Origin of the sequence: Candidatus Enterococcus moelleringii (assembly GCF_017377575.1) — a bacterium.
Classification (GTDB): domain Bacteria; phylum Bacillota; class Bacilli; order Lactobacillales; family Enterococcaceae; genus Enterococcus_A; species Enterococcus_A moelleringii.
This window is the reverse complement of record NZ_JAFREM010000001.1, coordinates 1-26182: the sequence shown is the minus strand read 5'-3', so window position 1 is coordinate 26182 and position 26182 is coordinate 1. Positions and strand designations below refer to the sequence as shown.

Annotated in this window: 26 protein-coding genes and 2 pseudogenes; 17 read left to right on the top strand and 11 right to left on the bottom strand. The window is 42.4% G+C overall.

Annotated elements, in window-relative coordinates:
- Window positions 1-38: 38 nt before the first annotated feature.
- Window positions 39-785 carry a YdcF family protein gene (locus JZO70_RS00130; protein ID WP_207671495.1) on the bottom strand — a complete coding sequence of 249 codons (747 nt, stop codon included), beginning with the start codon at window positions 783-785 and terminating at the stop codon, window positions 39-41.
- Window positions 786-858: 73 nt separating this feature from the next.
- On the opposite strand from JZO70_RS00130, the gene JZO70_RS00125 reads away from it, so the two are divergent.
- A complete protein-coding gene (locus tag JZO70_RS00125; RefSeq protein WP_207671494.1) occupies window positions 859-1152 on the top strand; it encodes a rhodanese-like domain-containing protein in 294 nt (97 codons plus the stop codon).
- A gap of 73 nt (window positions 1153-1225) precedes the next feature.
- Complete coding sequence (locus tag JZO70_RS00120; RefSeq protein WP_207671493.1) at window positions 1226-1639, top strand: YybH family protein; 414 nt, start codon at window positions 1226-1228, stop codon at window positions 1637-1639.
- A gap of 55 nt (window positions 1640-1694) precedes the next feature.
- On the opposite strand, the gene JZO70_RS00115 is transcribed toward JZO70_RS00120, so the two are convergent.
- From JZO70_RS00115 to JZO70_RS00105, 3 genes are all read right to left on the bottom strand, one after another.
- The gene (locus tag JZO70_RS00115) at window positions 1695-1958 is read right to left on the bottom strand and encodes a hypothetical protein (RefSeq protein WP_207671492.1); all 264 of its coding nucleotides are present in this window, start codon (window positions 1956-1958) and stop codon (window positions 1695-1697) included.
- Window positions 1959-2105: 147 nt separating this feature from the next.
- Window positions 2106-2789: a YoaK family protein gene (locus JZO70_RS00110; protein ID WP_207671491.1), complete on the bottom strand. Its 684-nt coding sequence runs from the start codon at window positions 2787-2789 to the stop codon at window positions 2106-2108.
- A gap of 154 nt (window positions 2790-2943) precedes the next feature.
- Window positions 2944-4203, bottom strand: a complete 1260-nt coding sequence (locus JZO70_RS00105) for a cytochrome P450 (RefSeq protein ID WP_207671490.1) — start codon at window positions 4201-4203, stop codon at window positions 2944-2946.
- A gap of 174 nt (window positions 4204-4377) precedes the next feature.
- Between JZO70_RS00105 and pnuC the strand changes: the two genes are divergently transcribed.
- The 6 genes from pnuC (at window position 4378) to JZO70_RS00080 (ending at window position 9917) form a co-directional block, all read left to right on the top strand.
- Window positions 4378-5121: a nicotinamide riboside transporter PnuC gene (pnuC, locus tag JZO70_RS00100; protein WP_207671489.1), complete on the top strand. Its 744-nt coding sequence runs from the start codon at window positions 4378-4380 to the stop codon at window positions 5119-5121.
- A 486-nt stretch (window positions 5122-5607) separates the two neighbouring features.
- Window positions 5608-5877, top strand: coding sequence for a YkgJ family cysteine cluster protein (locus JZO70_RS22735; RefSeq protein ID WP_430748875.1), 270 nt, complete (start codon window positions 5608-5610; stop codon window positions 5875-5877).
- Window positions 5847-7412: a hypothetical protein gene (locus tag JZO70_RS00095; protein WP_207671488.1), complete on the top strand. Its 1566-nt coding sequence runs from the start codon at window positions 5847-5849 to the stop codon at window positions 7410-7412. Before JZO70_RS22735 ends, JZO70_RS00095 begins: the two co-directional genes overlap by 31 nt.
- 31 nt (window positions 7413-7443) lie before the next feature.
- Window positions 7444-8466 (top strand): hypothetical protein, encoded by a 1023-nt coding sequence (locus JZO70_RS00090; RefSeq protein WP_207671573.1) that lies wholly within the window; start codon window positions 7444-7446, stop codon window positions 8464-8466.
- 394 nt (window positions 8467-8860) lie between these two features.
- The gene (locus JZO70_RS00085; protein ID WP_207671487.1) at window positions 8861-9475 is read left to right on the top strand and encodes a histidine phosphatase family protein; all 615 of its coding nucleotides are present in this window, start codon (window positions 8861-8863) and stop codon (window positions 9473-9475) included.
- Window positions 9476-9494: 19 nt separating this feature from the next.
- Window positions 9495-9917 carry a methylglyoxal synthase gene (locus tag JZO70_RS00080; RefSeq protein ID WP_207671486.1) on the top strand — a complete coding sequence of 141 codons (423 nt, stop codon included), beginning with the start codon at window positions 9495-9497 and terminating at the stop codon, window positions 9915-9917.
- 43 nt (window positions 9918-9960) lie between these two features.
- On the opposite strand, the gene JZO70_RS00075 is transcribed toward JZO70_RS00080, so the two are convergent.
- Both JZO70_RS00075 and JZO70_RS00070 read right to left on the bottom strand, forming a co-directional pair.
- A complete protein-coding gene (locus JZO70_RS00075; RefSeq protein WP_207671485.1) occupies window positions 9961-10455 on the bottom strand; it encodes a GyrI-like domain-containing protein in 495 nt (164 codons plus the stop codon).
- A 68-nt stretch (window positions 10456-10523) separates the two neighbouring features.
- Complete coding sequence (locus JZO70_RS00070; RefSeq protein WP_207671484.1) at window positions 10524-11495, bottom strand: GIY-YIG nuclease family protein; 972 nt, start codon at window positions 11493-11495, stop codon at window positions 10524-10526.
- Window positions 11496-11762: 267 nt separating this feature from the next.
- On the opposite strand from JZO70_RS00070, the gene JZO70_RS00065 reads away from it, so the two are divergent.
- The 3 genes and pseudogenes from JZO70_RS00065 to JZO70_RS22730 form a co-directional block, all read left to right on the top strand.
- On the top strand, window positions 11763-13436 hold the full coding sequence (locus JZO70_RS00065; RefSeq protein WP_207671483.1) for an NlpC/P60 family protein: 1674 nt from the start codon (window positions 11763-11765) through the stop codon (window positions 13434-13436).
- Between the two features lie 399 nt (window positions 13437-13835).
- Complete coding sequence (locus JZO70_RS00060) at window positions 13836-16628, top strand: homing endonuclease associated repeat-containing protein (protein WP_207671482.1); 2793 nt, start codon at window positions 13836-13838, stop codon at window positions 16626-16628.
- Window positions 16629-16643: 15 nt separating this feature from the next.
- A pseudogene (locus JZO70_RS22730) lies at window positions 16644-16787 on the top strand (homing endonuclease associated repeat-containing protein); the annotation flags it as partial.
- Window positions 16788-16982: 195 nt separating this feature from the next.
- On the opposite strand, the gene citC reads toward JZO70_RS22730, so the two are convergent.
- Both citC and JZO70_RS00045 read right to left on the bottom strand, forming a co-directional pair.
- Window positions 16983-18029, bottom strand: a complete 1047-nt coding sequence (gene citC, locus JZO70_RS00050; protein WP_207671481.1) for a [citrate (pro-3S)-lyase] ligase — start codon at window positions 18027-18029, stop codon at window positions 16983-16985.
- Between the two features lie 17 nt (window positions 18030-18046).
- Complete coding sequence (locus tag JZO70_RS00045; RefSeq protein ID WP_207671480.1) at window positions 18047-18904, bottom strand: LysR family transcriptional regulator; 858 nt, start codon at window positions 18902-18904, stop codon at window positions 18047-18049.
- A 258-nt stretch (window positions 18905-19162) separates the two neighbouring features.
- On the opposite strand from JZO70_RS00045, the gene citD reads away from it, so the two are divergent.
- From citD to citF, 3 genes are read left to right on the top strand one after another with little or no spacing between them, the layout of a single operon-like run.
- On the top strand, window positions 19163-19459 hold the full coding sequence (citD, locus tag JZO70_RS00040) for a citrate lyase acyl carrier protein (RefSeq protein WP_207671479.1): 297 nt from the start codon (window positions 19163-19165) through the stop codon (window positions 19457-19459).
- Complete coding sequence (locus tag JZO70_RS00035; RefSeq protein ID WP_207671478.1) at window positions 19460-20371, top strand: aldolase/citrate lyase family protein; 912 nt, start codon at window positions 19460-19462, stop codon at window positions 20369-20371. It begins immediately after the preceding gene.
- A gap of 16 nt (window positions 20372-20387) precedes the next feature.
- Window positions 20388-21944: a citrate lyase subunit alpha gene (citF, locus tag JZO70_RS00030; protein WP_207671477.1), complete on the top strand. Its 1557-nt coding sequence runs from the start codon at window positions 20388-20390 to the stop codon at window positions 21942-21944.
- 145 nt (window positions 21945-22089) lie between these two features.
- Here citF and JZO70_RS00025 read toward each other — a convergent pair whose 3' ends face one another.
- Window positions 22090-22593: a helix-turn-helix domain-containing protein gene (locus JZO70_RS00025; protein WP_207671476.1), complete on the bottom strand. Its 504-nt coding sequence runs from the start codon at window positions 22591-22593 to the stop codon at window positions 22090-22092.
- A 321-nt stretch (window positions 22594-22914) separates the two neighbouring features.
- Here JZO70_RS00025 and JZO70_RS22725 point away from each other — a divergent pair.
- From JZO70_RS22725 to JZO70_RS00015, 3 genes and pseudogenes are all read left to right on the top strand, one after another.
- A pseudogene (locus JZO70_RS22725) lies at window positions 22915-23055 on the top strand (homing endonuclease associated repeat-containing protein); the annotation flags it as partial.
- Between the two features lie 225 nt (window positions 23056-23280).
- A complete protein-coding gene (locus JZO70_RS00020; RefSeq protein WP_207671475.1) occupies window positions 23281-23535 on the top strand; it encodes a type II toxin-antitoxin system Phd/YefM family antitoxin in 255 nt (84 codons plus the stop codon).
- A gap of 1 nt (window position 23536) precedes the next feature.
- Complete coding sequence (locus tag JZO70_RS00015) at window positions 23537-23800, top strand: Txe/YoeB family addiction module toxin (protein WP_207671474.1); 264 nt, start codon at window positions 23537-23539, stop codon at window positions 23798-23800.
- Window positions 23801-23952: 152 nt separating this feature from the next.
- Here JZO70_RS00015 and JZO70_RS00010 read toward each other — a convergent pair whose 3' ends face one another.
- Complete coding sequence (locus JZO70_RS00010; protein ID WP_207671473.1) at window positions 23953-25146, bottom strand: multidrug effflux MFS transporter; 1194 nt, start codon at window positions 25144-25146, stop codon at window positions 23953-23955.
- Between the two features lie 469 nt (window positions 25147-25615).
- The coding region (locus JZO70_RS00005; protein WP_207671472.1) for a hypothetical protein at window positions 25616-26182 on the bottom strand (567 nt) is incomplete at its 5' end.

The window sequence follows — 26182 nt, the reverse complement described above, 5'->3', positions numbered from 1 at the left end:
CTGAGAATTTTCATTCAGGGGTCGTTTTTTGTTTGAAGTTAGACCTTGCGCACATCTTCTTGAAGCAGTCGTTGACAACGCTGATAGCTTGCAACTATTTCTTCCGGCACATCTACATGTGGGATGAAGCCAGCACCCTTTGGTCCGTAACCTTCTTCATTGTCCTGCAACCGGCGAACTTCGCCAATCACTAAAGAAAGAAAATACTCATTACTCCACCATTGATCCATCGACGAGTTGGCAAAATGGGGTGCCTCATCATAGCCGATTAGCACGGGCTGCTCAAAAGGTACGGGCTGAATCGCCTCAGATGGTAGCGCCCACTCCTGAACTAAAGTCACCTGACTTCTCAGCTGCAGCAATGGGTCCTGCACCAGCCAAAAACTTTGCGGTCGTTCAGCTGTAGTAAATAAGTCCCGAGAAAAACGTGCATTTTCCCCAGTATTTGTCGATTGCGTGTCCAGGTGAAAAGTTAATCCGTGATCCGGGTAGTAAATTTCGAATAAGGCTGCTGTAATTTCAGCTTCAGATTTATTTTCCCAATCCGGCAAACTCATTTCCGGCCCTCGCGACTTAATGCTGTCGACCAAACGCTGTGTCCCGTGACCGATGCCGCCGGCGAAAATAATTTGTGTAATCGTCGGGTGCTGCTGGCAAAAATGTGCGGCAGCCTCTGTTAATTCGGGGATACTGTTGCCCGCGATTAATAGGGTCTCTGATTCAAATGCATGATTCTCAGGAAAAGTGGTTAGGTAGTCTACCAAACGTGCCAAATCCTGCAACATAGTAAAACCTCCTTGACGTGTCAGTTAAAAGCGTTATTATGTATTGTATCACGTTTCTTAAAGGAGCAAAAAGATGGAACAAATGACAACTGATCAATTAGAAGAAACATTGGCTCAAAATACAATTACTCTAGTAGACGTTCGCGATCGCGGAGACTTTGAAGCGCGGCATATTGCCCAAGCGCAAAGCCTGCCTTTATCCCAAATTGATACCTTTGATGGAGATCAAGCTGAGAAGGTCTACTTGATTTGTACCAGCGGCAACCGCAGCCGCCAAGCCGCAGCTATTTTAGAAGCTCGCGGTTATCAAACAGTCAATGTACTGGGCGGCATGAATGTCTGGACAGGTGAGACAGTAGCTGAATAGCTTATGAAATTAGGGCGGAGAAATCCGCTCTTTTTTATGATATAATCGATAAAAATCTAATGGAGGCGATACTATGCAGGAACAAAATCAAACTGAAAGAGAGATCAAGCAGATTATTGACACCTGCGATCGTCTCATTCAAGCAGAAAAATTCGACGAACTGGTAGAGTTCTATACCGAAGACGCAGTGCTAGTGGTCAAGCCAGGGATGGAAGCCCATGGCCGGGAACAAATCAAACAGGCCTTTATCAAAATCGCGGCTTACTTTGACAACTCCATCAAACCGATTGAAGGGGAAATGGTCTACTTAATTGCCGGCGATACGGTCTTAGTGTTGGCCCAAACCTTTTTAGAAGCCAGCGAAGCAGCGGTGGAAAACTCGGAATTTTCAATGGAACGCAGAGCTACCTATGTTTTCAAGCAAGTAGATGGTCGTTGGTTGTGCGCGATTGATAATTCATACGGGACTACATTATTAGAGAACTAAAAAACGAGAGGTGAACAGTTTATCCTGTTCATCTCTCGTTTTGCTTTCCATTCACTTACATAATATACTTCATAAAGAAAAATATACAGCCTGCAAAGAAGACGCCTGATATAATCAGCCAAACTAGTTGTTTTTTAATAATAAATTTTCCGTAGCAAAACGCTCCAATTGCTCCGGTGATTAAGCTCAAAATATCCATCGCTTCATGATCGGTTACGATCCGAGAAATCAATAAAATGCTCATTAGTATCATGCTGAAGGCCGCGGCTGTGCTCATAGCGAACTCAGTACTGTTAATTTTTGGTTGTCTTTTTTCCATCTTTTTCGCTCCTCATCAAACCCCGTGGTACCATTATACGTGATTCCGCTTTCAATGTCACTTGTTTTTCTAACCGGAATTTAACTAAGAGAAATACGAAAGAGAATGGAACATCCTCACATTTGACGATGTTCCATTCTCTCTTTGTCAGCTATTGGTTCTTTTACTATAGATTACCAATACCAGCATCGCCAACACCAGCCAGCCGCCGGAAACCAATATAGTCAGATCCTGCAGGTGAGGCGTCAAGATACCGGTCAAGGCAGCCCCAACGAAGAAGCTCACTAAAATCACACCGATATCAACGGCTTTTCCCCAAGCTTGGCGATCCTTTAGAAACAGACCATCAGCTACGTTGGCTGCCAATGTCCGGAAATTCCCTGTCATCATCAAAGAAGTGAAGGGGTCGCCCTTCAGCTTACGAAATTCCTGCAGCTGTGCCGCGGCTACCATCGACAAGACGGCACTGGACCAATGATCGGCTAGCCGAGAAGAAAAAATCGACACCAGAAAGATAAAAAATAATTCCCAGCCTAGAATAAACAGCTGCTGTCTTGGCGTGTGCTGATTAGGATGATGCTGCTGAAAAAGCCGCACTAGGATGGTTCCCAGCATAAAAGCGCTAATTGAAATGATGTAGCGGCTAATACCGGGACCATCAGCTGAAAATGAATGAATTCCCAGCAGTATCAGATTTCCGGTTTGCAGCCCGGCAAAGACCTTCCCGTGAATTAAATACGAATACGCATCTAGCCCACCAGCAGAAACTGCCAACAAGGCACCAACCAGCAGCGTTTCGTGTATTGGAACTTTGTTTTCTGTCGTTGACATGTCCATTCGCCCTTTTTTCTATATTGCTGGTAAAACTCCCAGCTTTTTTATTTTGCTTTTCACTTGAAAAGATTATTTTTCACAAGTATATAGCTTATCACAACAGGCTTATGGCTGTCTAGCTTCACAAAGAAAAAGGCACTGAAAACACAATTTAATCCTTAAACAGCAGGGCTTTACTGTTAGGGAAGGTTGGGAAGCTGTCCATCGGAATTTCCCAATCCTGCTCCGGTACGGAGAAACTATATTTATTAACCAACTGATCAGAGAATACTCGCATCGTGTGCAAGGTAATCCATTCGCCAGCACAACGATGCATCTCGTTGAATTTCCCACCGCCTTGGGCGATCATTTCATATTCTTCATCATAGGAGATATGTTTTTCCTTGCCAACATAGCGTTTCAAACGAAAAACATCCGGTGTTTCAATCGTGCGTTCATCGTGGTTGGTGCCATAAATATCCAGTACTACCCAGCTGTCTTTCGGAATCAAGTAGCCGTCAACTCCTACATCTCGAACCGCAAAGGCTGGCAGCATCGGGAAGAATGGGTAATAACGGCGCATTTCTTGAATAAAGGAATCCTGCAATTCACTAAATTCTGCTTTCAGACGTTGATAAATATCTGGACGGCTGAACAATGCGTGACCCATTAAGGCAATCCAAACAGTTAACGCAACAGTTGGGCGGACAATATTTAACAACTCCACCGCCGCAGTATCAATCGGCAGCAAGTCGCCATTGTTATCTGTCGCGTTAGCAAAGGCATAAAGTGCCACGTCTTCTTTGCCCGCCACCGGATGGGTCCGGGCCTGCTCAATCAATCCTTGCGCCCATTTTTCGGATTTCTCACGATTTTTAACCCCTTTAAGGTGGGCAGTAGGACTGGTAATCGCTGAGCTGATCATAGAAATTTGATAGTCGGTGAGTTCTTCGATTTCCTCTGGGCTGTAATCCGCTAAATTAATGCCGGACCATTCACAGATTGAACGGAACAAAACATCCTTTGCCACATCAAATAAAGTGAATTCCCCATGCTGCTGATCCAGCTTCTCAGTCAGGCGACGATCAAGAATGCGATGGTATTCCTCCATCCGTTTCGGACTCATCAGATCCATGAAAATCGTTTTGCGGTGAGTGTGGTCTTGTCCATCCAAGGTTTGAACGCCGTCTTCACCGAACAAGGTTTTCAACACCAGCTTCGGCATCGCACCTTCTCGTTTGAAATTGCGAGGATCATAGAAAATCTTCGCCGCCTCTTGGCCATAAATCGCTGTGATTTCCTGATTTAGCAGATGAGCCTTCACCACTGGTGCGTCAGCTTCCTTACGCAATTCGGTTAACAGCAGATAGCCTTCCTCCAATCGTTCAGTAACATCGGTGACTTTAATTTTGATTTCTGGTGCTTGTTTCATTTTGACATCCTTCTTTCTGAATTTTGCTCTAAAATAATCGTAACTTTTTTCGTCAAATTAAACAAAAAAAACACCTCGAAACTAGTAAGTAAGGGGAACCAAACGTATCAGTTAACCTATCGAAAAAAATAAGTTAGGATAGCTCCAGCACAAAAATAAATTGGAGGTTTTTTCATGGGTTCTTATTTGCATTTTTTAGGTCATCAACTAAAAGGCTGGCCGCAACAAAATTATTACTTATTCTATTTCAGCTTAGGCTGTCAGATTATGACGCTGGTGAACAGTCCGATTACTTGGCTGTCGATCGTGGCTTTTATTGGGACTAATTTAGGTGTTTTATGTATTTTATCGATTAGCGCAGCCAAGTCTGTCAATGGTGTGTTGGGTATTTTATCAGCGATTTGTTTTATTGTAGTCGGTTTTTCTGCTAAGAATTATTTGAGCATCGGCGAACAAATTGCTTACATGGTAACTTTGGATATTCCGGTCCTTTTGAGTAAAGAATGGAACAGCAACATGGCCAGCAAGATTCGCCAGTTTACCGGCAAGAGCTGGATCGTTGCGATTGTCGGAACAGTGATTGTGTACTTTATTTCCGGCACGCTGATTCAACGCTTTACCGATGATCCCCGTCCTTGGATTGATGCGATTGCATTTGCGATTAGTTTATCCGCAGGCATTATCAGCTTCTTGCGTTACAACAATCAGTATTTCTGGTGGTTAGCTTCAGGATTGGCTCAGATGGTTCTGTGGTTTATTTCCTTCCGACACGGCTCAGCCAGCTTGGCGATGTTTATCAACAGTTCGGTGTATTTGATAAACGATGTATTGGCCTTCACGATTTCTCCTTGGTACAATGAAAAGGAACGCCAACGGATGCAGGAGCAAGAACAGGAATATGCGAATCAACATGGGTAAGTTTTGAATGGTCTAGGTAAAGTATTGTTGGTTTGAAATAGATTGGGGAAGAATAGTGTTTCATAATCTCAGTATCAAAAGTTCATAGCAGGGTAATTTCTTACTATCTCTTATTTAAGGAGCATAATGCGAAAGGTGCTGGAAAGGCAACAGATTAGCCTTTTCAGCACCTTTCATTTTGATTGTGGAAAGAGAGAATTGTTCTAATCTTGAACTATCTATTGTATCTAATTAGACCATGTTACAAATATTTTGGTTTTTTTGGAAAAATTCAGAATTTTTATCAGAACATTTGGTATAATTATAAATATTCAAGTTTGTAAAAATTTATCAGGCAAATGGGAAAACATAGACACTGGAAATAAAGTGATGAAAGATGATTAAAAAAACTAGCGATTTGCTTTATTTTGTTTATTAGTTCATAAAGACAAAGACTCATGCATTAATTGGAAACGTAAACATTAATCTGATCGAAGGTGAAATATCTTGACTTTTTCTTGTATCAAATGCGGATTGTGTTGTAGAAAAGTGGGTTCGATCTCCTATCTATCATACTTGGCAGAAAAAAATGGTTGTTGTAAATACTTTGATGAATCAAGTAATCTTTGCACCATTTATGATAATAGGCCAGAATTGTGTCGTGTAGATGAGAGTTATAAATATTTTTCAGATAAATTGAGTCTGGATGAATATTATTATTTGAATATGGAGGGGTGTAGGAGTTTATGGAGAGAAGCGAAGATGATAAACAAGTAAATTCTCAAGAAAAGAAAGACAAAAAAAGTGAGATCTTAAGGGCGGGGCTAGCTGGGGCGGGAAATGACACAGTACAACGGTTTGGTTCTGCGGTCAAAGAGCATGGAGTAGCTTATAGTGGAGTTGATAATGAGACTGGTAAGCAACTACATCAAAGCTTAAAAGGTATCTCAGAGGGTAAGTTAAATTCAGATCCGCATTATCGAGAACAAAATATCAAACAACAAGCTGGCTATTCTGCAGAAGTGAAAGAAGTTGCCCGACAAAATGCTGAAAAGAAGATAGCTGGAAAAAAAGGTAGCATGTCTAGGACAGATGATATAGGAAGAGTTAATGACCCTTTAGCTGATACTGTAGAATTAGATATGAATGGTAAGGTTATAGCAGGCACTGAATCTCAGATGAAATTTGTAGGGAAAACGCCAGAAGAAACTTTAGGCAAATTGAAGTCTCGCAAATATGAAAAATACTTTGAGAATGATGTGAAAATAAAGGTCGCTTCAGATCGTTATGATGGACTTAAAGAAGAAATTCAGGTTCAACTTGAGAAAAAGGAGCAACAACTTATTAACGCCAAGGGCAAGGGAAATACAGCGCTTGCAAAAAAACATGAAGCCGAAATAAAAAAGCTGAATAAGATTGATAATAGTTTAGAAAAAAGTACTGTGAGTACTGATGATAGCATACAAGCTAGACTACATCCAAAGTTATCTACTGGAAAGGATATAGTTAAGCTAGGCCACCGTGCTGGTTTGGAACAAGCCAAGGTGGGTGCGATTGTAGGCGGTTCCGTTTCAGGATTGACCAATATGATCGCCGTTGCAAAAGGAGAAAAAAACGCGAGCTCTGCAGTTGTTGATGTCACAAAAGACGCGACTAAAGCAGGAGCTTATTCTTACACAGTTGCTTTTGCAGGGAGTTGCCTAAAAGGTGGTATGCAAAACTCGCAAAAAGAATTTATCCGAACCTTATCGCATACTGGTTTGCCTACTCAAGTCGTAAATGTAGCTTTAGAAACTACAAAAACATTATCCAAATATATTCAGGGTGAAATCGATGGAACTGAATGTATAACAGAATTAGGTGAAAAAGGGACAGGTATGCTTTCGTCAACCATGTTCGCCACAGTGGGACAAGTTATGATACCGATACCTGTTGTAGGAGCATTAATTGGAGGTATGGTTGGCTACACATTATCCAGTTCGATGTATCATGATTTTGTCGTCTGTTTAAATGAAGCAAAGCTTGCAAAAGAAGATCGGCAAAGAATTGAGGCTGAATGCGAGGAAGCCATAAAAGCGATGCGCGCATATCGTAAAGAGATGAATGAGATAATCAATGAATATTTGAGTAGCCACAAACAAGTTTTTGATAGTGCTTTCTCAGGTATTAAAGATTCATTGCAAATAGGTGATGTGGACGGCTTTATATCCAATGTTAATTCAATAACTAAACAGCTTAATGGGAATGTTCAATTTGAAACAATGGATGAATTCGAACAAATGATTGATGATGAAAAACCTTTTGTTTTATAAAATTTAAAAATGTAGAAAGGAAGTTTTTATTATGCCATTACCTTTATTTTTAGGAGCCGCTGCAGCCGCAGCCGCAGCCGCCGGAGTTGGAAAAGGAGCACATTCTGTTGCTCAGAACAAAAAAGCAAAAGAACTAAATTCTCATGCTCAAAATCTCTATGAAGAAGCAAAAACAAAAGCAGAAAAGGCCCGAAAAGCTTCAAGTAATTCTTTAGAAAGCTTAGGAAGAAAGAAACTAAACATACTTGATGGGAATATCTCAACCTTTGTAGAAACTTTCAGCCAGATAAAGAACGTCGAGTTGGAAAATTCGGTGGGATTAGATGAATTAAAAGTCTTCTCTTTGGATGAACAAAGTATTGCTGAGATGAAAGAGTTAGGTACGATGGCGACTTCAATGCTTGGAGGACTTGCCGGTGGCACACTTGGCGGAGCACTAACAGCCTTTGGAGCGTATAATGCAGCAATGGCTTTAGGAGCAGCGTCTACTGGTACTGCTATTGCTACTTTAAGTGGTGCAGCCGCAACCAATGCAACATTAGCTTTCTTTGGAGGCGGTGCCATTGCTTCTGGTGGATTAGGTATCGCAGGTGGATCAATGGTCTTGGGTGGCCTTGTAGCGGGACCAGCGCTGGCTGTTTTAGGTTTTGCTCTCGATGCCAAAGCTTCAGCAAATCTTGACAAGGCATATGCTAATTTAGCTGAAGCTAAAAAGATTGAAGAAGAGTTACTCATCGTAACTGATTTGTGTACGGGTATTGCTCAGCGATCTAAGATGTTTTACAAATTACTTAGCAAGTTAGATAATCTTCTAACACCTCTTAATTCTACGATGAGTTATATCGTTGAGACTGAGGGAACTGACTTTAGTAAGTATAATCAAACAGCCAAAGAAAAGATTGCTATGAGTGCTTCTGTTGCCTCTGCTATAAAATCAATACTGGATACACCAATTCTAACAAGTGATGGCGAGTTAACTGAGGAATCAAAAGAATCTGCTGAAAAAGTAACAAGTTTTATTGCAGACGTAAATAAGCAAAATAATACAAAATGAGAAAACAATGAATGGACATTTTGCTTATAATTAGTGTTATCCGCAAGGCGTCTACTCCTTTAAATTATAAAACTAGAAGAATCCAGATAGATTTCATTTTCTATCTGGATTCTTTTTTTGGCATATAATTATTAGTAATCATCTTCGTGTTCTAAGAATTACCGACTGAAATATTTAGCCTTCAAATTGTTCGTATAATTCGAAAGAAATTCAGGATGTGGGTGTTTTTCGAAATCATTGTTATTAGATCCCAGTATATTACGATCGAGTTTAATAAAGTATTTTTTTCAAATTCTCTAACTTATTTTCAATTGGTCTAAAAGTTCGGTATACTGAAAAGGAACGGAATTTCTGCAATTACAAAGATATATCAATGAATAGAGGGATAAGGTTAATGACTACATTTTACTTTGTGCGTCACGGGGAAACGGAAATCAATCGCCAGCGTCGTTTCAATGGAGCAACGGTGGATTCGCCGTTAACCAAAGAAGGGGCGGAAGCTACCGAGCGTTTAGCTGAACAGTTGAAGGATGTGCCTTTTGATCTGGTGGTTTCATCCACCCAGCAACGAGCGCAAACCACAGCTGAGATTCTTTTGGCTCATCACAATCTGCTGGACCCGAGCGTGTTAACCACTGACAGCCGCTTAATTGAGTTGAATCTTGGTGAGTGGGAAGGGGTAGAGATTGACAGTGTCTCGGACCATCCGCAAATTGACAATTACATGAATCGGCCAGATTTATTTGATGCTGAATCAATTGGTGCGGAAACCTATGACAGCTTGCTGGAACGTACCAACGAAGTATTACAAGATTTGCGTAAGCAGTACCCTGACGGAACGGTGTTAATTGTCAGTCATGGCATCGTGCTGCGGACTTTGCTAAAAACGTTGCAGGGAATTCCTTTAGGGAAGACCCGCGAAGGCGCGCCTTTTGCTAACGCCAGTGTGACGATTGCCCATACGGATGGCGATGATTTAGTGTTTGATACCTGGGGAGAGACGTTTTAAATTTGAAAGGAGAGATTACGTGAAGATTGCTTTGATTGCCCACGACCGTAAGAAGGATTTGATGGTAAAACTGGTAACTGCTTATGAAGTAATTTTGCAGGAGCATGAGCTGTATGCCACAGGTACGACTGGAACTCGGATTATGGAGGCTACACAGCTGAAGGTGCATCGCTTCAAGTCAGGCCCATTAGGCGGCGACCAGCAAATCGGTGCGATGATTTCGGAAGATCAGATGGACATGGTACTTTTTCTCCGTGATCCTCTGGCGGCTCAGCCGCATGAACCGGACGTAAACGCCTTGATTCGTCTTAGTGACGTGTATGAGATTCCACTTGCTACCAACATCGGTACTGCCGAGATTTTAATTCGCGGCTTACAGGTTGGTTTAGCAGATTTTCGTGAGGTCGTTCATGAAGGGGATAATCGGCCGATTTCTTTATAAAACAAAAACCAGCTTCTCCTATCAAAAGGATAAGCTGGTTTTTCTATTCTGAATCTCGTTCCCGATCCTTCGGCATATAGGCTAATTCAATCATGGTTTCCTGCTGCTCTAAAGGCACGCTGGTATCCGTCAGGAAATACTCATAGCTGCGTTGACCAAAGACGCCATTAATTTCTTTAATTGCCTTCAATAATTCCTGGTAAGGCTCCGTCAGGACATCATAATCTCCGATAAAAACAGTGCGTACCGCATGGTAAGGTTCCTGCAGATACGCTTGGAATTTAGGTGTTGACGGCAGCAGACGCTCCACTGGAAAACCAATTTCGACAAACTGCAGCTCATCCTTGGCCTGACCATTTTCGTCTAAATTCATATAAGAAATAAAAGGCGTCCCCACTAGCTGAGCATCGTTTTTTAGAAGATAATTTGACAGCTCCGCGAAGGCATTGCCGATATATTGGGGCAAATGTTCATAAGAGATATGGGTAGACATGGTGACCACCCATTGTTCAGGCTTTAGAATCTGTTCAATCTGCATGTAAGGGCTCCAATCTGAGGTGTTGTGAGTTTATTGTAGCAATCTTCGAAAGCGAATACAAATTCTTTTCACTCCTCCGGCCAAGAAAAACGCAGTACTTGACCATGGCGCTGTAAATAATTGAAGAAAATCGGGAAAAGATCGACATCCTGCTTATCCAAATACTTTTTTTCCTGCAAGCTTTGCCACTTTTTAGCAGGCACCTGCTTCAATAATCGACGATAAGCTTGATCCGGCTGCGGCTTTCTTTGATAGACTGTTCGTCCAATCAATTGACCTTTGGCGTACAAGTAGCAGTAGTACTTTTTATCTTCCGGCAAAATCCCCACAAAAACCGAATCATTAGTAGCCTGCAGCAGCTGGCGATTACGTCGCAAAAAGCGTTCCACTAATAAATAATTGCCCCACCAGCGTTGGGCTGTTTCGAAATCCTTGCGATCGCTGGCTGCTTCCACCCGTTCTTCGATCCGATTCAGCACCTGGGTAGAACGCCCCAGCAAGGTTTGCTTGATCTCCTCCAAGCGCTGAAGAAATTCTTCCTCAGGCTGAACATCCTGATAATCTGCGACAATCCCTTTTGCGTAACGCAAAGGTCCATCCAAATGATAGACACTGTTCATCGTATCCTTGAAATCAATCATTTTACTTTTGCGATAGAAGGGGCCTATGACAAAGCCGTTATCCGACCAATCATCTAGGACGCGAAAATAAGGCGGCTGATCTAAGAACTGGAAATAGCCGTATTCTTCATAGTGATTCATCAAGCGATTATAAGGCGGACGCAGCTCATGGATCGTTTCACATTCCAAAACCAACGCATCGAATTCGGTGTCCACCAGCTGGAAATCAAAATCAGCGATCAAGCGGATCATTTGCTTTGTCTTGTTGGCATGTGCTTTACTATTTACGAAATAGGAACTCACTCGCTGCTTAAGTTTTTTTGCTTTTCCCACATAGATCACTTGTTTTTGCGTATTTTTCATGTAATAAATTCCTGGAGTTTCCGGAAGCTGCTTCACTTTTTCTTTAAGTGTTGACATAATAACCTCCCATCTATGTCTATTGTAAACGTTTGGAGGTAAAAATTCGATGGAGAAGTCCTAAAAAGAATTAATCCGTTAACTTTATGATTTATTAATTTGAAGAATAAAACATCGTTTTGGCTGAAGAATTAATTCATGAAACTGCCAGGAATTGACAATTATACTCAGAAAAGTTGAAAAAAATCTAAGCTTTTGGTAACCTTGTTTCACCAAATATGCTATAATTGGAAACGTAGGAATATTTATATGAATGGAGAGGTGTTAATGGAGAAGAAAGTACTCACTCGTAGAGAACTGCGCCAGCAAAAGCGACGGTTTACTAATAATTATCAATACTTGAAAAAGGGGTCGGCAGTAGTCGGAACCGCATTAGTAACTTGTTCGGTGGCAGCGCCGTTATTTGGAGTGAATCAAGTAGAAGCTGTAAGTAACGACAATACAGTCTCCGCATCCAATGTTGACAAAGCAGCGTTTATCAACGAAATTGCTAAGGTTGTTGAACCTTTAGCAGACAAAAATGACTTATTCGCCTCAGTAATGATGGCTCAAGCAATTGTAGAAAGTAATTGGGGACAAAATAGTTTCGCGCAAGCACCATACAATAACTTGTTCGGTTTCGAAGGCCAATATCAAGGCCAATCAGCTATGCTGGACAAAGAAGACTTTTCAAACGGGGCTTCTGTTACTTCCAAGAAAGAATTAAAGATCTACAATTCCTACAAAGAAGCAGCCCAAGACTACGTAGAAATCATGAAGACCACTGAAAAAGATGGTCAAGACTTGTATTTCGCTAATAGCTGGAAGAGCAATGCCGGCGATTACCAAACAGCTGCCAAAGCATTAGAAGGCCGTTTCAATCAACAGCCGGATTATGCCCAAGCGCTAATTAACACGATCGAAGAAAATGAGTTAATCAAATATGACCAAACGGCAGTGGCAGCGACACCAGCTGTTCAACAAACACCTGCACCCGTTGCAGCGGCAGCACCAGTGGCCCAAGCACCTGAACAAGTAACCCAATACGTGGTTCAATCAGGGGACACTGTAGCATCCATCACTGAAAACTTCGGCATCACGCCGCAGCAATTTTCAGAATGGAATGGCCTGCAAGACAACGTGATCTATTCAGGTCAAACGGTGATCGTAGGCACAGGAGCAGAAGCCGTTACACCAACACCAGCGCCTGCACCCGTTGTTTACACGGTAGCACCAGCTGAACCAGAAGCAGCACCAGTCGTGGAAGATACGGCAACACCGGAAGCACCTGTTGTCGTGGACACACCAGCAGTGCCAGAAACACCGGCTCAGCCAGATCCAGCACCGGTCGTTGATAATACAGTAACACCGGATGTTGTAAAACCAGCACCGGAAGAAAATAAAGAAGCAGACACGCCAGCCGCAGATCCAATCGAAACACCAGCAGCTGACGATACGGCCGATAAAGCGCCAGCACCAACAACGCCAGAAGTTGTTCAACCGGAGACACCAGCGGAAACGCCGCAGCCAGAAACACCGGCTCCAGCTCCGACTGAAACAACACCTGCGCCAGAGCAACCAGCAACTGACCAAGGGCAAACCAATGCAACTGGTGAAGCGATTGTTCAAGAAGCAGAAAAATATTTGGGTACGCCTTACGAATGGGGCGGCAGAACGCCAGATGGCTTTGACTGCTCAGGCTTCACTCAATATGTATACAAACAAGTAACCGGTGAAGACATCGGCGCTTGGACGGTACCGCAAGAATCAGCCGGTACCCAGATTTCTGTTGACCAAGCACGCCAAGGGGACCTATTATTCTGGGGCGACCAAGGAGCGACTTACCATGTAGCAATCTCAACCGGCGGAGACGGCTATATCCATGCCTCTCAACCAGGCGAAGACGTGAAATACGGTTCAACTCAATACTACACACCAGACTTCGGTGTTCAAGTATACTAATCTAACAGAGATACAGCCAAGAAACGCAATTGCGCGCTTCTTGGCTGTTTTTTTGCCTATTGAGAATAAGCTTTTCTTCGTTACGATCTTAACTACCGAAGCTATATTTTTTATCAAATGAGGATAAATTTCAAGAAAATAGAGCAATCATGTATTTTACTATTTTCTCAACTCCAGCTATTCAGTATAATAATTGAAGATTCCTTAATCTCCTCCAGAGGTAAAAAAGGCTCGAACACTTCGCTTTATGAATGAGAAAATATCTTGAAACGTTCGTGTATCCGCCTTCAAAGGACGGCGGCCGATTCAATGAGTCCTTTCTAATGAAACGAACAACTATCTATCTGACAAATAGAAAACTTACAACGACAATACTTACGCAGCAAGGAGCGTGAATAGGTGAGCAGAAATCCCAATAAAGACAAACCAAGCAACGAAGAGTTAATCGCACTAATCCAGCAGGAGGCCGCCAAGTTAGGTCGGACCCCAACAAAAAGAGCGTTTCAGTATGGAGATTTAGCCTACAAAAGATTTGGAAGTTGGGAGGGCTTTTTGGCAAGCGCCGGTCTAAAGCCGACTAGCCGCAAAAAAGAAATAACCAATGAAGAGCTGATCAAATTAGTCCAAGAAAGAGCGGGTGAATTAGGCCGAACCCCAGGAATGATCGAGTTCCAGCAGGGTTTTCTTGCAAAACTACGATTTGGTAAATGGAGCATCTTCTTAAAAAGTGCCGGGCTAAAGCCAGCGGAAAATAAACGGAGCCAAAAAGCGATCACCAACCAAGAGCTGATCGAATTAATCAAGCTGGAGACCAAAAAACTAGGCCGAGTGCCGAAAACACAGGAGTTCCAGCATCATTTTTTAGCCAAGAATCGGTTTGGCAGCTGGGGAGCATTTATAAAAAATGCTGGCTTGGAGCTGACGCTACATAAAAAGAGCATTACCAACGAAGAGTTAATCGCATTAATCCGGAAGCAGGCAGCTGAACTAGGTCGTACACCTTTCAAAAAAGAATTTGAGCATGGCATATTAATACAGACCAGATTCGGTAACTGGGGTAACTTTTTACAGCGTGCAGGTCTGGAGCCAGCCTCACTTGCGATGCGCAGAAGCACAATCACCAATGAAGAGTTAATCCAATCTGTGCAAAAAAGAGCGGACGAATTAGGCCACACCCCTTTAAAAGATGAGTTTGAATATGCTTCATTAGTCAGCTATCGCTTTGACAGCTGGGAGGAATTTTTAAAAAGTGCTGGCTTAACGAAAGCGAAAAGATACAAAATCGCGATAACCAATGAAGAGCTGGTGAAACGAGTGCAGGAAAAAGCCGCTGAATTGGGCCGCCCTCCTACGGTAGATGAATTCGAATATGCTCATATAGCAAGAGGCCGAATAGGTACATGGAAAAAATTTCTTATAGAAGCCGGTCTAGATCCGGGAAAATCCAGCGTGCCTATGCATTCGATTAGCAATGAAGAGTTAATCAAACTAGTACAAGAAAAAGCGGCTGAATTAGGTCGGTCACCAATCATCCGAGAGTTCAAGTATAGTCCACTTGCCATCAGTCGATTTGGCGGCTGGGGACAGTTTCTATCCAGTGCCAAATTAGAGCCAAGAGCGGTGGGGGAACATAAGGATGCGATCACCGATGAAGAGTTAAAGAATTCAGTCGTTAAACTAGCCTTAAAATTAAAGCGCTCACCAGCAAGAAGGGAATTTGAATATGAGGGTATAGCTATTTATCGCTATGGTACCTGGACTAATTTTCTGAAGACGGTCGGGTTAAAACCGCTCAAATCGGGGGTCCGCACCAAACCTAGTGATTGGATAACCGGTGAACAGCTGACCGATTGGGTTCGTGAACGGGCTGAAGAGCTGGGTCGAACGCCGATTATGAAAGAGTTTAGATATAGTGATATTGCCGCCAAGCGTTATGGCGGTTGGAAGAAATTTTTGAACTATGCCGGCTTAGAGCCAGGCCGACGCAAACCAATTATTAGTGATGAAGAATTAATCAAAGCGTTTCAGGAAAAAACAGCAGAATTAGCCTGTATACCAACTCGAAATGAATTTCAGCATAGCACGGCGGCAGTTTATCGCTATGGTACGTGGCTCAAGTTTTTGCAGCATGTAGGCTTAGGCTTTGACGAGAGTGAACAAGAGATAAGCAAGGAAGAGTTGATCAAGTTAGTCCAAGAGCAGGCGGCTGAACTAGAACGAACGCCGTTGAAAAAAGAATTTAAGTATGGTGAACTGGCCAGAATCATGTATGGCAGCTGGGAAGCCTTTTTGCAAAGTGCAGAGTTAGAACTAGAGCGTATCGTCATACATTTCAGTGACGAAGAGCTGATTGAACAGGTTCAAAAACTAGCCGCAGAGCTGGGCCGTACACCGGTTTTCGCTGAGTTCACAAATAATGAGCTTGTGATCAAACGTTTTGGCGGCTGGGTAAAGTTTTTGAAACTAGCCGGCTTGGAACCGACTGGATCGAAAAACCCAATCACTGACGAAGAGTTGTTTCAAAAAGTTCAAGAACATGCAGCTCAATTAGGCTCTCCGCCGAGTATTCACGAGTTTGAATATGGTGGGATTGCGGCTTGGCGTTTTGGCAGCTGGAACCAGTTTTTAGAAAACGCGGGTCTTGATCCTCAGCGATACCGTCTATTTATTAGTGACGAAGAGCTGATCGAATTAGTTCAGCAACAAGCCGCAGAACTAGGTCGTACACCGACTAGGGAAGAGTTTAGACATCGTGCCCCTGCATCCAGACGCTTTGGTAATTGGAAGCAATTTATAAACAGTGCCGGCCTAGAGTTACCGCCACGAAAACTCGGACCCATCAGTGAGGAGATGCTGTTTTCCTTGGTCCAAAAACAAGCCGCAGAATTGGGCCGTTCACCGATTAATACAGAATTTGAACATGCCGCATTAGCCACGTATCGCTATGGCAGTTGGAACCGATTTTTAGAAAGTGCTGGCTTAGAGCCAAGAAATAAAACGAAACGCAAAAGAAAACGGCAACTTAGCGGTGAAGAGCTGATTGAAGCAATCCAAGAACAAGCCGCAGCACTGGGCCAAACGCCGAAGACTAAAGAGTTCGATTACCATTCACAAGCGGTAGCCCACTTTGGCAGTTGGAATAAATTTTTAGAACAAGCGGGTTTAGAGCCGCGAAAGCGCAAATCAGTGTAACTCGTCAGTGACGAATATTTAATTGAAAAAGTCCGCAAACGAACCCTTGAATTAGGTCACACACCTAGTGCCAGAGAGTTCAAACAGAGTCAAAGAGCGGCTATCCGCTATGGCAACAGGAATCAGTTTTTAGAACAAGCAGGGCTAGAGATTAGATAGTCTTCCTAAACTGTATGGAGTTTAGGAGAGGCATATCCTCTTACCTTCGAAGAAAAGGGTTAAAGAACCAAAAATTGCCTAGGATTTAAAGGCAATTTTTGGTTCTTCCTTTGAATTCGCGACTAAGATTCTAAAGACAAAATAAAGCAGTTCATAAAAATTCAACCACCATGCATTTTGTGTGAGCTCAACCTTCTAATAATGGATAACATTGTCACTATCCCGTATTCTTGCGATAATTTCTTTTCCTTCGGCAGAATGTAAAAACTCAAAGGTGCTGGAAGGTACTAGTTCTTTCACCAAGTTCAATTGATCCCTTTGAATGAGTTGTCTAATTTTTGAAGCACTAATGATCTCGCCATCGATAGTAAAACGCGGGATTTCAAAACAGGATATTCCAGAAAAGGGTAATCGGTTTTTCATCACAGTATTGTAAATATTTGTCACGGTACTGAAGGGTTCTTCCCCTACAAAACGGCTGGTAATCGCTAGTTCTTCGGCTATTTTCGTGAATATTTCGATATCCAATAAAGCCTGCGTCTCAATCACCGTTTGGTCATCTTTTAAGAAATAGCTGGGAAACGTGGAGGTGCTGATCATATAAGGGCCAGTTTCGTGATAAATAATGTTGCTGAAATCAGCGGTTCCTTCTTGAATCAGCTTTTTCCTGACCGAAAAGGGGAACAGGCTGGCATCCTCGCTAACCATGAACAAGTGAAGAAGATCGCTGCTCCGGCTAGCTTCTTCAATCAAATGACGATGGCCCAAAGTAAATGGATTGGCATTGATTACTACACTGGCAATGTTGGAATGCTGGGCAGAGCCTTTCTCCAAATTGTTCAAGTATTTGCGGAATCCATTGGGCCGATTCTCCATAAAAACTAATGTTTCGCCGACTCTGGCAATTTCAAAAAAGCCTAGATCAGTAAAAAAGCGCACAGATTCGGTTTTTGTATAGACAAACAGGTGAGCATTTCCCCGGCCTTGCTGGTAATCAATTAGATGGGTCACCAGCAGATTCATTAATCCTTCGCCTTGGTACTCCTTGTCGATTGCCAAACAGCGCAGAGTACTTTTGAAGCAACTACCTGTGCCAACAAGTTTATTGTTTGAGTCATAAATTCCGCACGTATAATCAAGATTGTCATCTCTGCGAATGCCTTCTTGCTTAAGCAGACGGTTGACCTCTTCCTGGGCAATTTTGTCCGAAGCATAAATGGTGCTGACTGAATATTCGGTCATAAGTTCCTCCTTGAAATTTATAGCGGGCCGCTGCGAAGCTGGTCGATAAAGGCTTTTATTTGTGGTAATTCCAGTACAATATCTGAAAACATTAGATAGGTGGGACGAACGAAGGGCTCACCGTTGGCAAATTTTAGCGGGACAATATCTCCTTCGAAGTCTTTCAAGCAGATTTCCGGCACGATTGCCCAACCGCCATCCAGCTTAACCATCTCGACACAGGTGGTGATGTTATCGACATAAAGTCCGTTACTTTGATCGGAATAACCATTTTCATGCATCCATTGCAGCAGCTCTCTTTCAAAGGCCAGATCGGTTTTTCTTCCTATATAAGGCAGCTCGCTAAAGGACTTTCCCTGATTATTCTTACTCTTGATGGCGCAAATATTTTCCCGGTCCAGCAATATTTTCTCACCCTTCCAAGGATAATCGCCCCGAACCACCGCAATATCAATCGTTCCTTCCAGTAATTGGTTGTACAATTTCCGGCTATGGTCCGTTATGACATGCATGTTTACATGAGGAAACTGTTTTCTGTATTCTGATAAGACTTCCGGCAGTTTGAATAGGGAAAAGTTTAATGAAATTCCAGCCTTTAAATGCCCTGATACTATATTTTTGGATAAATCAAGCTTCTCCCGCATAGTCTGAAGCTCCTTGGAAACTTGACGAATGCTCGTTAAAACTTCTTCCCCCTCTGGCGTAAAATAGACGCCTTTTCGTGAGCGAATGAGGATTTTTATCTGAAGTTCACTCTCAATTGCATTGATCCTTTTTGAAAGTGAGGATTGAGAAACATACAATAATTTAGCCGCATGGGTAATGTTTCGGGTCTTATCTAAAGCCAGCAAGACTTCAAAGTCTCTCTCATCCATAGAACAACTCTCCCTCCTAAATTTGATTGTATTATTCTTAGACAGTATCAAAAATACTTCAGACCATTCCTTTTGGATATGGTTGAGAAAGTAGATAATAAACGCTCTCTTTGCTTTGATTATACAGTAAAGCTGGAAAAATAGAGACCATCTATCGATTCATTTTGGGAATGTCTTACTAGGAAAAATCGGACTTTTACAGGATGGGGAGATTGCTGTTTACTTAAGAGTGTAAAGACAAGGAAGGAATGAGAGCAGATGGAAATTAAAAAAAGCGCCGTGGCCGGAACGCTGGAGTCCAGTGATGCACAGGTAACGATTGAACCTTCAACTAATGGATTAGAGCTGACGATCCAAAGTAGTGTAATGAACCAATATGGTCGGCAAATTCAAAAAGTAGTCTTGGAAACTTTAGAGAACTTGCAGGTGAAGGATGCGGCAGTAATTGTGATTGATAAAGGTGCGCTGGAGTGCACGCTTAAAGCCAGAGTAGAGTGCGCGGTATTTCGCAGTGGGGATGCTTCACATAAAAACGTTTCTTGGGAGGTATTATAAATGGGACAACGACCAGCACCGCAAAAATTCCGTTTGCGCAGAACCATGATGTTTATGAATGCCCAAAAGCCAGGCTTAATCAAAGATGCCTATATTTACGGGAGCGACAGCATTATTTTAGATTTAGAAGATGCTGTGGCAGAAAACCAAAAGGATGCCGCCCGTTTTTCTTTATACCAAGCCTTGAAAAATATCGATTATGGTAAGACAGAAGTGTTGGTGCGAATCAACGGTCTGGATACCCCTCATTGGGAAGAAGATATTCGCTGTGTGGTGGCTGGCGGAGCAGACGGTATTCGGATAGCCAAATGTGAAAGTGCCGTAGATGTAAAACTGGTTGAAGAACATGTAGAAAAAGCGGAAAAGGAATTCGGGGTTGAAGTGGGCCGTACGTTGCTGATGGCTGCCCTAGAAAGTCCGCTGGGCATCATGAATGCCTACGAAATTGTTACCGCATCGGATCGCATGTTTGGCTGTGCCATATCCGGCGGTGATTTCCGCAAAAGCATGCATGTTCAAATTGAAAAAGACGGCATTGAGATGCTGACGGCCCGCGGTCAAATGCTGTTAGCCGCTCGAGCAGCCGGCGTCCAGTGTTTTGATACCATGTTCCCGAATATTGATGACATGGAAACCTTCAAAGCAGAAGTAATACAAAATAGAAGAATGGGCTTTGATGGCAAGAGTATCGTGAATCCTAAGCAGATTCAATTTGTCCATGACACCTTTGCTCCGACGGCTAAAGAAATTGCCTATGCCGAAAAGTTAATCCGTTCCTTTAATGAACAAGCCGATTCAGGGGTAGGTGTTTATACCGTTGACGGAAAAATGGTGGATATTCCATTTTTTGAAGATGCACGACGGGTACTGGATTTAGCTAAAGCAACCGGCGTCTACCAAGGTGACCTATAAGAGGGGGAAAGAAGCAATGAAAAATGCTGTAAATCGAGACATTCTAGATGAACTGCTGAAAAACGGCAAAGAAGTTTATCAAGGTAAATATTATATGGATGGAAAATACGTCAAAAAGGATTCACCGAAAAGCAAACGCCAGGTGAAGCCGCAGGAAACCAAACTTTGCCAAAGTATTCGCGAGGCCTGCGAACGATGCGGTGCCCATGACGGCATGACGTTTTCTTTCCATACTGAATTTCGTGATGGGGATTATGTTGCAAGTATGGTGGCCAAAGTCTTAGTTGAAGAAATGGGACTAAAAGATATTACTGTGGCAGCTACATCCTTAGGGAATGCCCAGGAAGTCATCGCCACTTACATTGAAGAAGGAAAAATAATTGGGGTTCAAACCTCTGGCGTCCGTGGGAAGATCGGGGAAGTGATCTCTGCTGGAAAGCTGGCGAGCCCTGCAATCATTCGCAGCCACGGCGGAAGACCGAGAGCTGTAGAAGCAGGGGAGGTTCATATTGATATTGCCTTTCTCGCAGCCTCCACTTCAGATATTTTTGGCAATGCCAAGGGAGTAGGCGGTAAAAACAATTGCGGATCAATGGGCTTTGCGGTGCATGACTCCCATTACGCCGATCATACGGTAGTGATTACCGATACGTTAGTAGGCTTTCCTAACCTGCCATCCTCGATTTCTGCCATCGACGTGGATTGTGTATGTGTAGTGGACAATATTGGCGATGCGGCGAAAATTTCCACCAAAGAAGCCCGCATGACTGATAATCCTAGGGAACTGATGATGGCTGAAAATGTGGCGAAAGTAATTGCTGCGACACCTTATTTCAAGGACGGTTTTTCATTCCAAACGGGAGTAGGCGGACCGTCACTAGCTGTGAATCGTTTCTTGGAAAAATACATGGTGGATCGCAACATTCGAATGAGCTTTGCTTTAGGTGGAACCAGCAGCGCCATTTGCGAACTGCAAGACAAAGGCTTAGTTGACCACATTTTAGATACGCAGGATTTTGATCAAGGGGCGATTAATCATATTTTCAAGCATCCTAATCATCACGAAATTGATCTAAGCGAGTATGCAAACCCTGCTAATAAAGGTGCCTATGTAAATAATTTGGACTTTGTGGTTCTTTCAGCGCTGGAAATTGACACCAGCTTTAACGTAAATGTCATCACAGGCTCTGATGGTGTTCTTCGGGGCGCTCCCGGTGGGCATCCCGACACAGCCGCCGGCAGTAAATGCTGCATCATTGTTACCCCATTAACCCGCGGCCGCATGGCAACAGTCTGTGATGAAGTAGTAACCGTGGCGACACCAGGGGATTGCGTCGATGTTCTTGTCACCGATTATGGCATTGCGGTGAACCCGTTAAGACAAGATTTAATCGCAAACCTGGATGAGGCGGGAATTCCCCATGTAACCATCCAAGAACTGAAGGAAAAAGCCTATGAACTGGTGGGCGTACCAGATAAGCTTGATTGGGAAGATAAGGTGATTGCGGTTGTTGAATCAAGAGATGGAACTATTTTGGATGTTGTGAAACAAGTCAAACCCTTTAGTTTTTAATGTTTGAACAAGGAGTTTGTGTTGAAAAAACCATTCCTATCGTAAAATAATTCGGACCGAAGACAAACCAGTTTTTCATTAATACAGCCATCACCCAGCTCACTTACTGATCTGGGTGATGGCTGCGTTACAGTCCGATGTGCGTTCACCGATTCAACAATCTCTGTTTAAACTTGCGGATTTTTATCATATATTGACTGGTGACTATTACGCCAACAACCAACATGCCAAACGAAAAGCCTAGAGCAAAACTAGCAATCGTTTCTGTAAAACCAGTATCAGCAACACCCATCAGGTCAAGAATAATAAACAAAGCAGAGGCGATTGCGCCCAATAAAAACAGAATATGCATTCTTTTCGTCAGCTTTTTTCTTTCCTCATTACTGTAATCCGCCACCTTGAGTGTGGTTTCTTTTAATTCTTCATTCATTTTCTCGCTCTTCCTTTCTCCATCAATAATTTCTGCAATTTCCACTTCGTAGTAATCGGCAATTTGAATAAGAACATCTAGATCAGGCATATTAGCCCCGGTCTCCCATCTCGAAACCGTTCGATTAGATACCGACATAATTTCAGCAAACTGTTCCTGCGTCAGCTGCTTCTCCATACGAAGAACTTTAAAAAATTTGCCAATCTTTGCTTGATCCACTCAGTCGCCCTCCTTTCAAATTCAGATTACTGGATATCCAGACATAAAAACACGACACAAAGCGAGAAATGCCGCGATTTCTATGTTAGACATCCTGTGTCTAGTAAATAAATGTTGATTAAATACCATTTTCTCTACCTTCAGTGGCTAGAGAATTTTTCCCCATTAGTATATCACGGCAGCATAACCGACTTCAAAATGTGCTTGTAACTTATGATAGGCAAAAGAAGGCAAATTTTTCCGAAAGCGCCGATCTTGAGTCACAGCGATATTGTCTATTTATTAGCGACGAACAACTGATCGAATTAGTTCAGCAACGAGCCGCTGTTTTCACTCATCCAAAAACAAGCCGTGGAATTGGAGCGTTCACTGGTTAATGCAAAGTTTGAACAGGCGGCATCAGACAAGCATTATGGCAGCTGGAACAAGTTTCTAGAAAAAGCCGGGCGAAAGTCTAGATAATCTTCCTGAACTGGACGGAACAAATGAGTGTTATCGTTTCTAACCATCGAAAAAAGTTCAACGGGAAAAAAATCACCTAGCTGATTTCGATTTTTTATCAATGATTAGTACAAGAATGGAAGCCTTACCTCGAATTTCAAAAAAGCAACTATTTTATAAACAGCACGTTCACTTGAATTTGTGTACTTGAAGTTGTACAATAAATGTGGAAAGCGGGGTTTTATTATGGAAGCAGTAAGTTACACAAACTTCAGAAAAAATCTGAAAGGTTATATGGAACAAGTCAATGATGATTCGGATTCCCTAATTGTTACCTCACAAAACAAAAAGGATATTGTCGTTATGTCATTATCAGATTATGAGAATCTTATGGAAACCATGTATCTCTTGTCAAGCGAATCTAATAGAGAACATCTAGATGCATCCATAAAACAACTGGAAGAAGGTAACTATACAACCTTATCGTTAGAGGATCTCTAATATGGAGCTTAGATGGTCGCCAAAAGCAATTGAAGATCTAAATTATTGGAAGAAAAATGATGTTACGAAAGTGAAGCGCATAAAAAAACTTATAGAAAATATAATGGAAACACCTTATGAAGGAATTGGTAAACCAGAGCCCTTAAAATTTCAATGGAGTGGTTACTGGTCTAGAAGAATTAACAGCGAACATAGATTAATCTATAAATATACTGACCAATACATTGAAATTGCAGCGTGTCGCTTCCACTATAACAAGGATTAACTCGAATCCTAGTCAGGATTATCCCCGCTAGTATTCATTTTACCCAACAAAAGCAAATAGATTTTTGGTTCTTTTTCTAACATACAACAGTAGAAGAAAAACTCATCTAACAGATATAAAACTTCTGTCAGATGAGTTTTTTATTCTAATGATTATTTTGCCACTCGAATGCAACCAAAGGCTAGCGATAGCAGGACGATACAAAACAGGGGAAAGACCATAATTGAACCCGTGTGAAGCAGGCCGATCAAAAAGGTACAGATACTCACGATGATGTAATACCCTAAGCTCAAAAATGCCCCCGCTGTACCAGCCGCGTCAGAAAACTTCGCCAACGCCAAGCTTAAGCAATTGGGCAAAGCCATTCCTATTCCTGCCAAGACAACAAAAATCCCAAGGGTATAAAAGATCACCTGCAAGGATAAAGGCAAAGCTAAGAACGAAATGCCACTTAACAGCAGCGTACCCAGCAAGGCCAATCTAATCCCTTGCTCGATAATTTTATTCGGTGATTTTTGCTTCAGTGCTCGATTAGAAAGCCATGCGCCTAAAATAGCCGCCAAAGCAACCACGCAGCCCATAAAGCCATACTGACTTTGGCTAAAACCAAATTGCTGGATAAAAATAGTCGGCGCTTCGGCATGATAACTGAAAAGAATCCCGTTAAAAATCCCAATCAGCATGCCAAAAGCAATCGTATAACGATCCGTTAACATACTTCTGCCAATCATCAAGATTCTTTTCGCCGCAAACGCACCAGACTTAATGGCACCAGTTTCCGGCAAACTTTTCAAACTCCAAAACAGCAACACCAAGCCCATCAAGACTAAAAACAGAAAGACTGCACGGAATCCTTGATATTGTCCCAAGAAGCCGCCAATCAAAGGTCCAATGGCTGGTGAAAAAGCCAAGGCTGCCGAAATTTTGGCGAACAGCTGATGCCGCTCCGTCCCTTGATAGTTATCCCGCAAAATCGTTTGAGTGGTAACTGAACCGGTACTCGCACCAAACGCCTGGATGAACCTCCCGACAAATAGCAGCGCCACGCTGCTGGAACTGAAGCAAAGAAAAGAACCAAGGATATAAATCCCGATGCCAAAGTTCATCGCTTTGCGACGTCCGATATAATCCGAACTAATTCCCCAAAAGAACACGCCCAAAGCAAAGGCCAGGAAATAGATACTCAACGTCATTTGCGCCAGGTTCAGCGTGATGTGATAGCTGCTGGCAATTTCGGTTAAAGAAGGTGTATAAATAGTCTCGCTAATTTGTGGAAAGCCCACAAGACAAACCAGCAAGGCTAGATTAATTTTTTTGTTTTCGGTTGATGCGATGTTTTTCTCCATGTAAATGCTCCTAATTAGTTAAAATCTGGGAAAAAAACATCCTTGGCCGGGAAACGGTGGGATCATGATCTTTATCCAATTGTAAAAATTCACGAGGTCACCTCTTTCTGTACTTGATTTATAGAATCGAACAAATACTGGTTTATCAATCGCAACCAGCTCTGAATAAATGCTGAATCGTTCTCCATTCTACAATATTCGTACCAAAAGATAAAGAGCCGAGAGGGAAGCGGCCATAAAAGATTGAAAAGTCATTGCTAATGTGAAGCCGGGCAGGAGTTCTCAAGAAAAAAGAACATCAGAATTTTCTGTTCAGTAAGTTACCCTGAACGAAAACTACCAGATGCTCTTTTATCCTAATATTATTTATTCCGCAATTTTTTCTTCGCCTTGTTCGTATCCATAACCACTCAAACCTCCTTAACAGTACGAAAAAGAAGATATTAGTTCATAAAGGGTCTCTTAGTTGCTACAGTAAACGATCCTGTATCTCTTCGATCTGCTCAACAGTCAGACCTGTGTATTTTAAAATTTTATCAATGGGTTCATTTTCCTCCAGCATGTTTAAAGCTACCTCTATTTTTCCTTCTTCTCTAGCCTTTCTATCCACCGTAGAAATCACCGCATCATTCACCATCTTCGCTTTATTCATATCCATAATCAATTTCTGTTCCTCCTCTGCTAACGAATAAAAATCGGTTTTCTTCTGAGCTTCCTTCAAATAATCCGGGGCGTCATCGGGCACTTCACCAGTCTTGAAAAACTGCTGCCAAAGATAGGCTGCGCTATTTCGGTCAATATTCTTATTCTTTAAACTCATGAAGCAAAGAATAATAATTTCCTCCCCATTGTGGGAGCGCATTAACTTAAAGGTGTCCAAATCCAGTATGCCGAACTTGCGAATCGCTGGCCCATCTTTTTCGAACAAGTGGAAATCCAGGATATTAATTCCGTAAGCCGGACGCAGGGCGGAAAAATTGTTGCTATTGATAAAATCCGCCATCTCTTGATTACCCAGCGTACTGCGAAAGGCCTC

Coding starts and splice junctions, on each gene's coding strand:
- JZO70_RS00020 (WP_207671475.1), top strand. CDS start 23,281: ATGGAAGCAGTAAGTTACACAAACTTCAGAAAAAATCTGAAAGGTTAT.
- JZO70_RS00075 (WP_207671485.1), bottom strand. CDS start 10,455: ATGCAGATTGAACAGATTCTAAAGCCTGAACAATGGGTGGTCACCATG.
- JZO70_RS00110 (WP_207671491.1), bottom strand. CDS start 2,789: ATGTCAACGACAGAAAACAAAGTTCCAATACACGAAACGCTGCTGGTT.
- JZO70_RS00010 (WP_207671473.1), bottom strand. CDS start 25,146: ATGGAGAAAAACATCGCATCAACCGAAAACAAAAAAATTAATCTAGCC.
- JZO70_RS00065 (WP_207671483.1), top strand. CDS start 11,763: ATGGAGAAGAAAGTACTCACTCGTAGAGAACTGCGCCAGCAAAAGCGA.
- JZO70_RS00105 (WP_207671490.1), bottom strand. CDS start 4,203: ATGAAACAAGCACCAGAAATCAAAATTAAAGTCACCGATGTTACTGAA.
- JZO70_RS00070 (WP_207671484.1), bottom strand. CDS start 11,495: ATGTCAACACTTAAAGAAAAAGTGAAGCAGCTTCCGGAAACTCCAGGA.
- citC (WP_207671481.1), bottom strand. CDS start 18,029: ATGACCGAATATTCAGTCAGCACCATTTATGCTTCGGACAAAATTGCC.
- JZO70_RS00045 (WP_207671480.1), bottom strand. CDS start 18,904: ATGGATGAGAGAGACTTTGAAGTCTTGCTGGCTTTAGATAAGACCCGA.
- JZO70_RS00130 (WP_207671495.1), bottom strand. CDS start 785: ATGTTGCAGGATTTGGCACGTTTGGTAGACTACCTAACCACTTTTCCT.
- citF (WP_207671477.1), top strand. CDS start 20,388: ATGAAAAATGCTGTAAATCGAGACATTCTAGATGAACTGCTGAAAAAC.
- JZO70_RS00095 (WP_207671488.1), top strand. CDS start 5,847: ATGGAGAGAAGCGAAGATGATAAACAAGTAAATTCTCAAGAAAAGAAA.
- JZO70_RS00125 (WP_207671494.1), top strand. CDS start 859: ATGGAACAAATGACAACTGATCAATTAGAAGAAACATTGGCTCAAAAT.
- citD (WP_207671479.1), top strand. CDS start 19,163: ATGGAAATTAAAAAAAGCGCCGTGGCCGGAACGCTGGAGTCCAGTGAT.
- JZO70_RS00035 (WP_207671478.1), top strand. CDS start 19,460: ATGGGACAACGACCAGCACCGCAAAAATTCCGTTTGCGCAGAACCATG.
- JZO70_RS00090 (WP_207671573.1), top strand. CDS start 7,444: ATGCCATTACCTTTATTTTTAGGAGCCGCTGCAGCCGCAGCCGCAGCC.
- JZO70_RS00115 (WP_207671492.1), bottom strand. CDS start 1,958: ATGGAAAAAAGACAACCAAAAATTAACAGTACTGAGTTCGCTATGAGC.
- JZO70_RS00085 (WP_207671487.1), top strand. CDS start 8,861: ATGACTACATTTTACTTTGTGCGTCACGGGGAAACGGAAATCAATCGC.
- JZO70_RS00120 (WP_207671493.1), top strand. CDS start 1,226: ATGCAGGAACAAAATCAAACTGAAAGAGAGATCAAGCAGATTATTGAC.
- JZO70_RS00015 (WP_207671474.1), top strand. CDS start 23,537: ATGGAGCTTAGATGGTCGCCAAAAGCAATTGAAGATCTAAATTATTGG.
- pnuC (WP_207671489.1), top strand. CDS start 4,378: ATGGGTTCTTATTTGCATTTTTTAGGTCATCAACTAAAAGGCTGGCCG.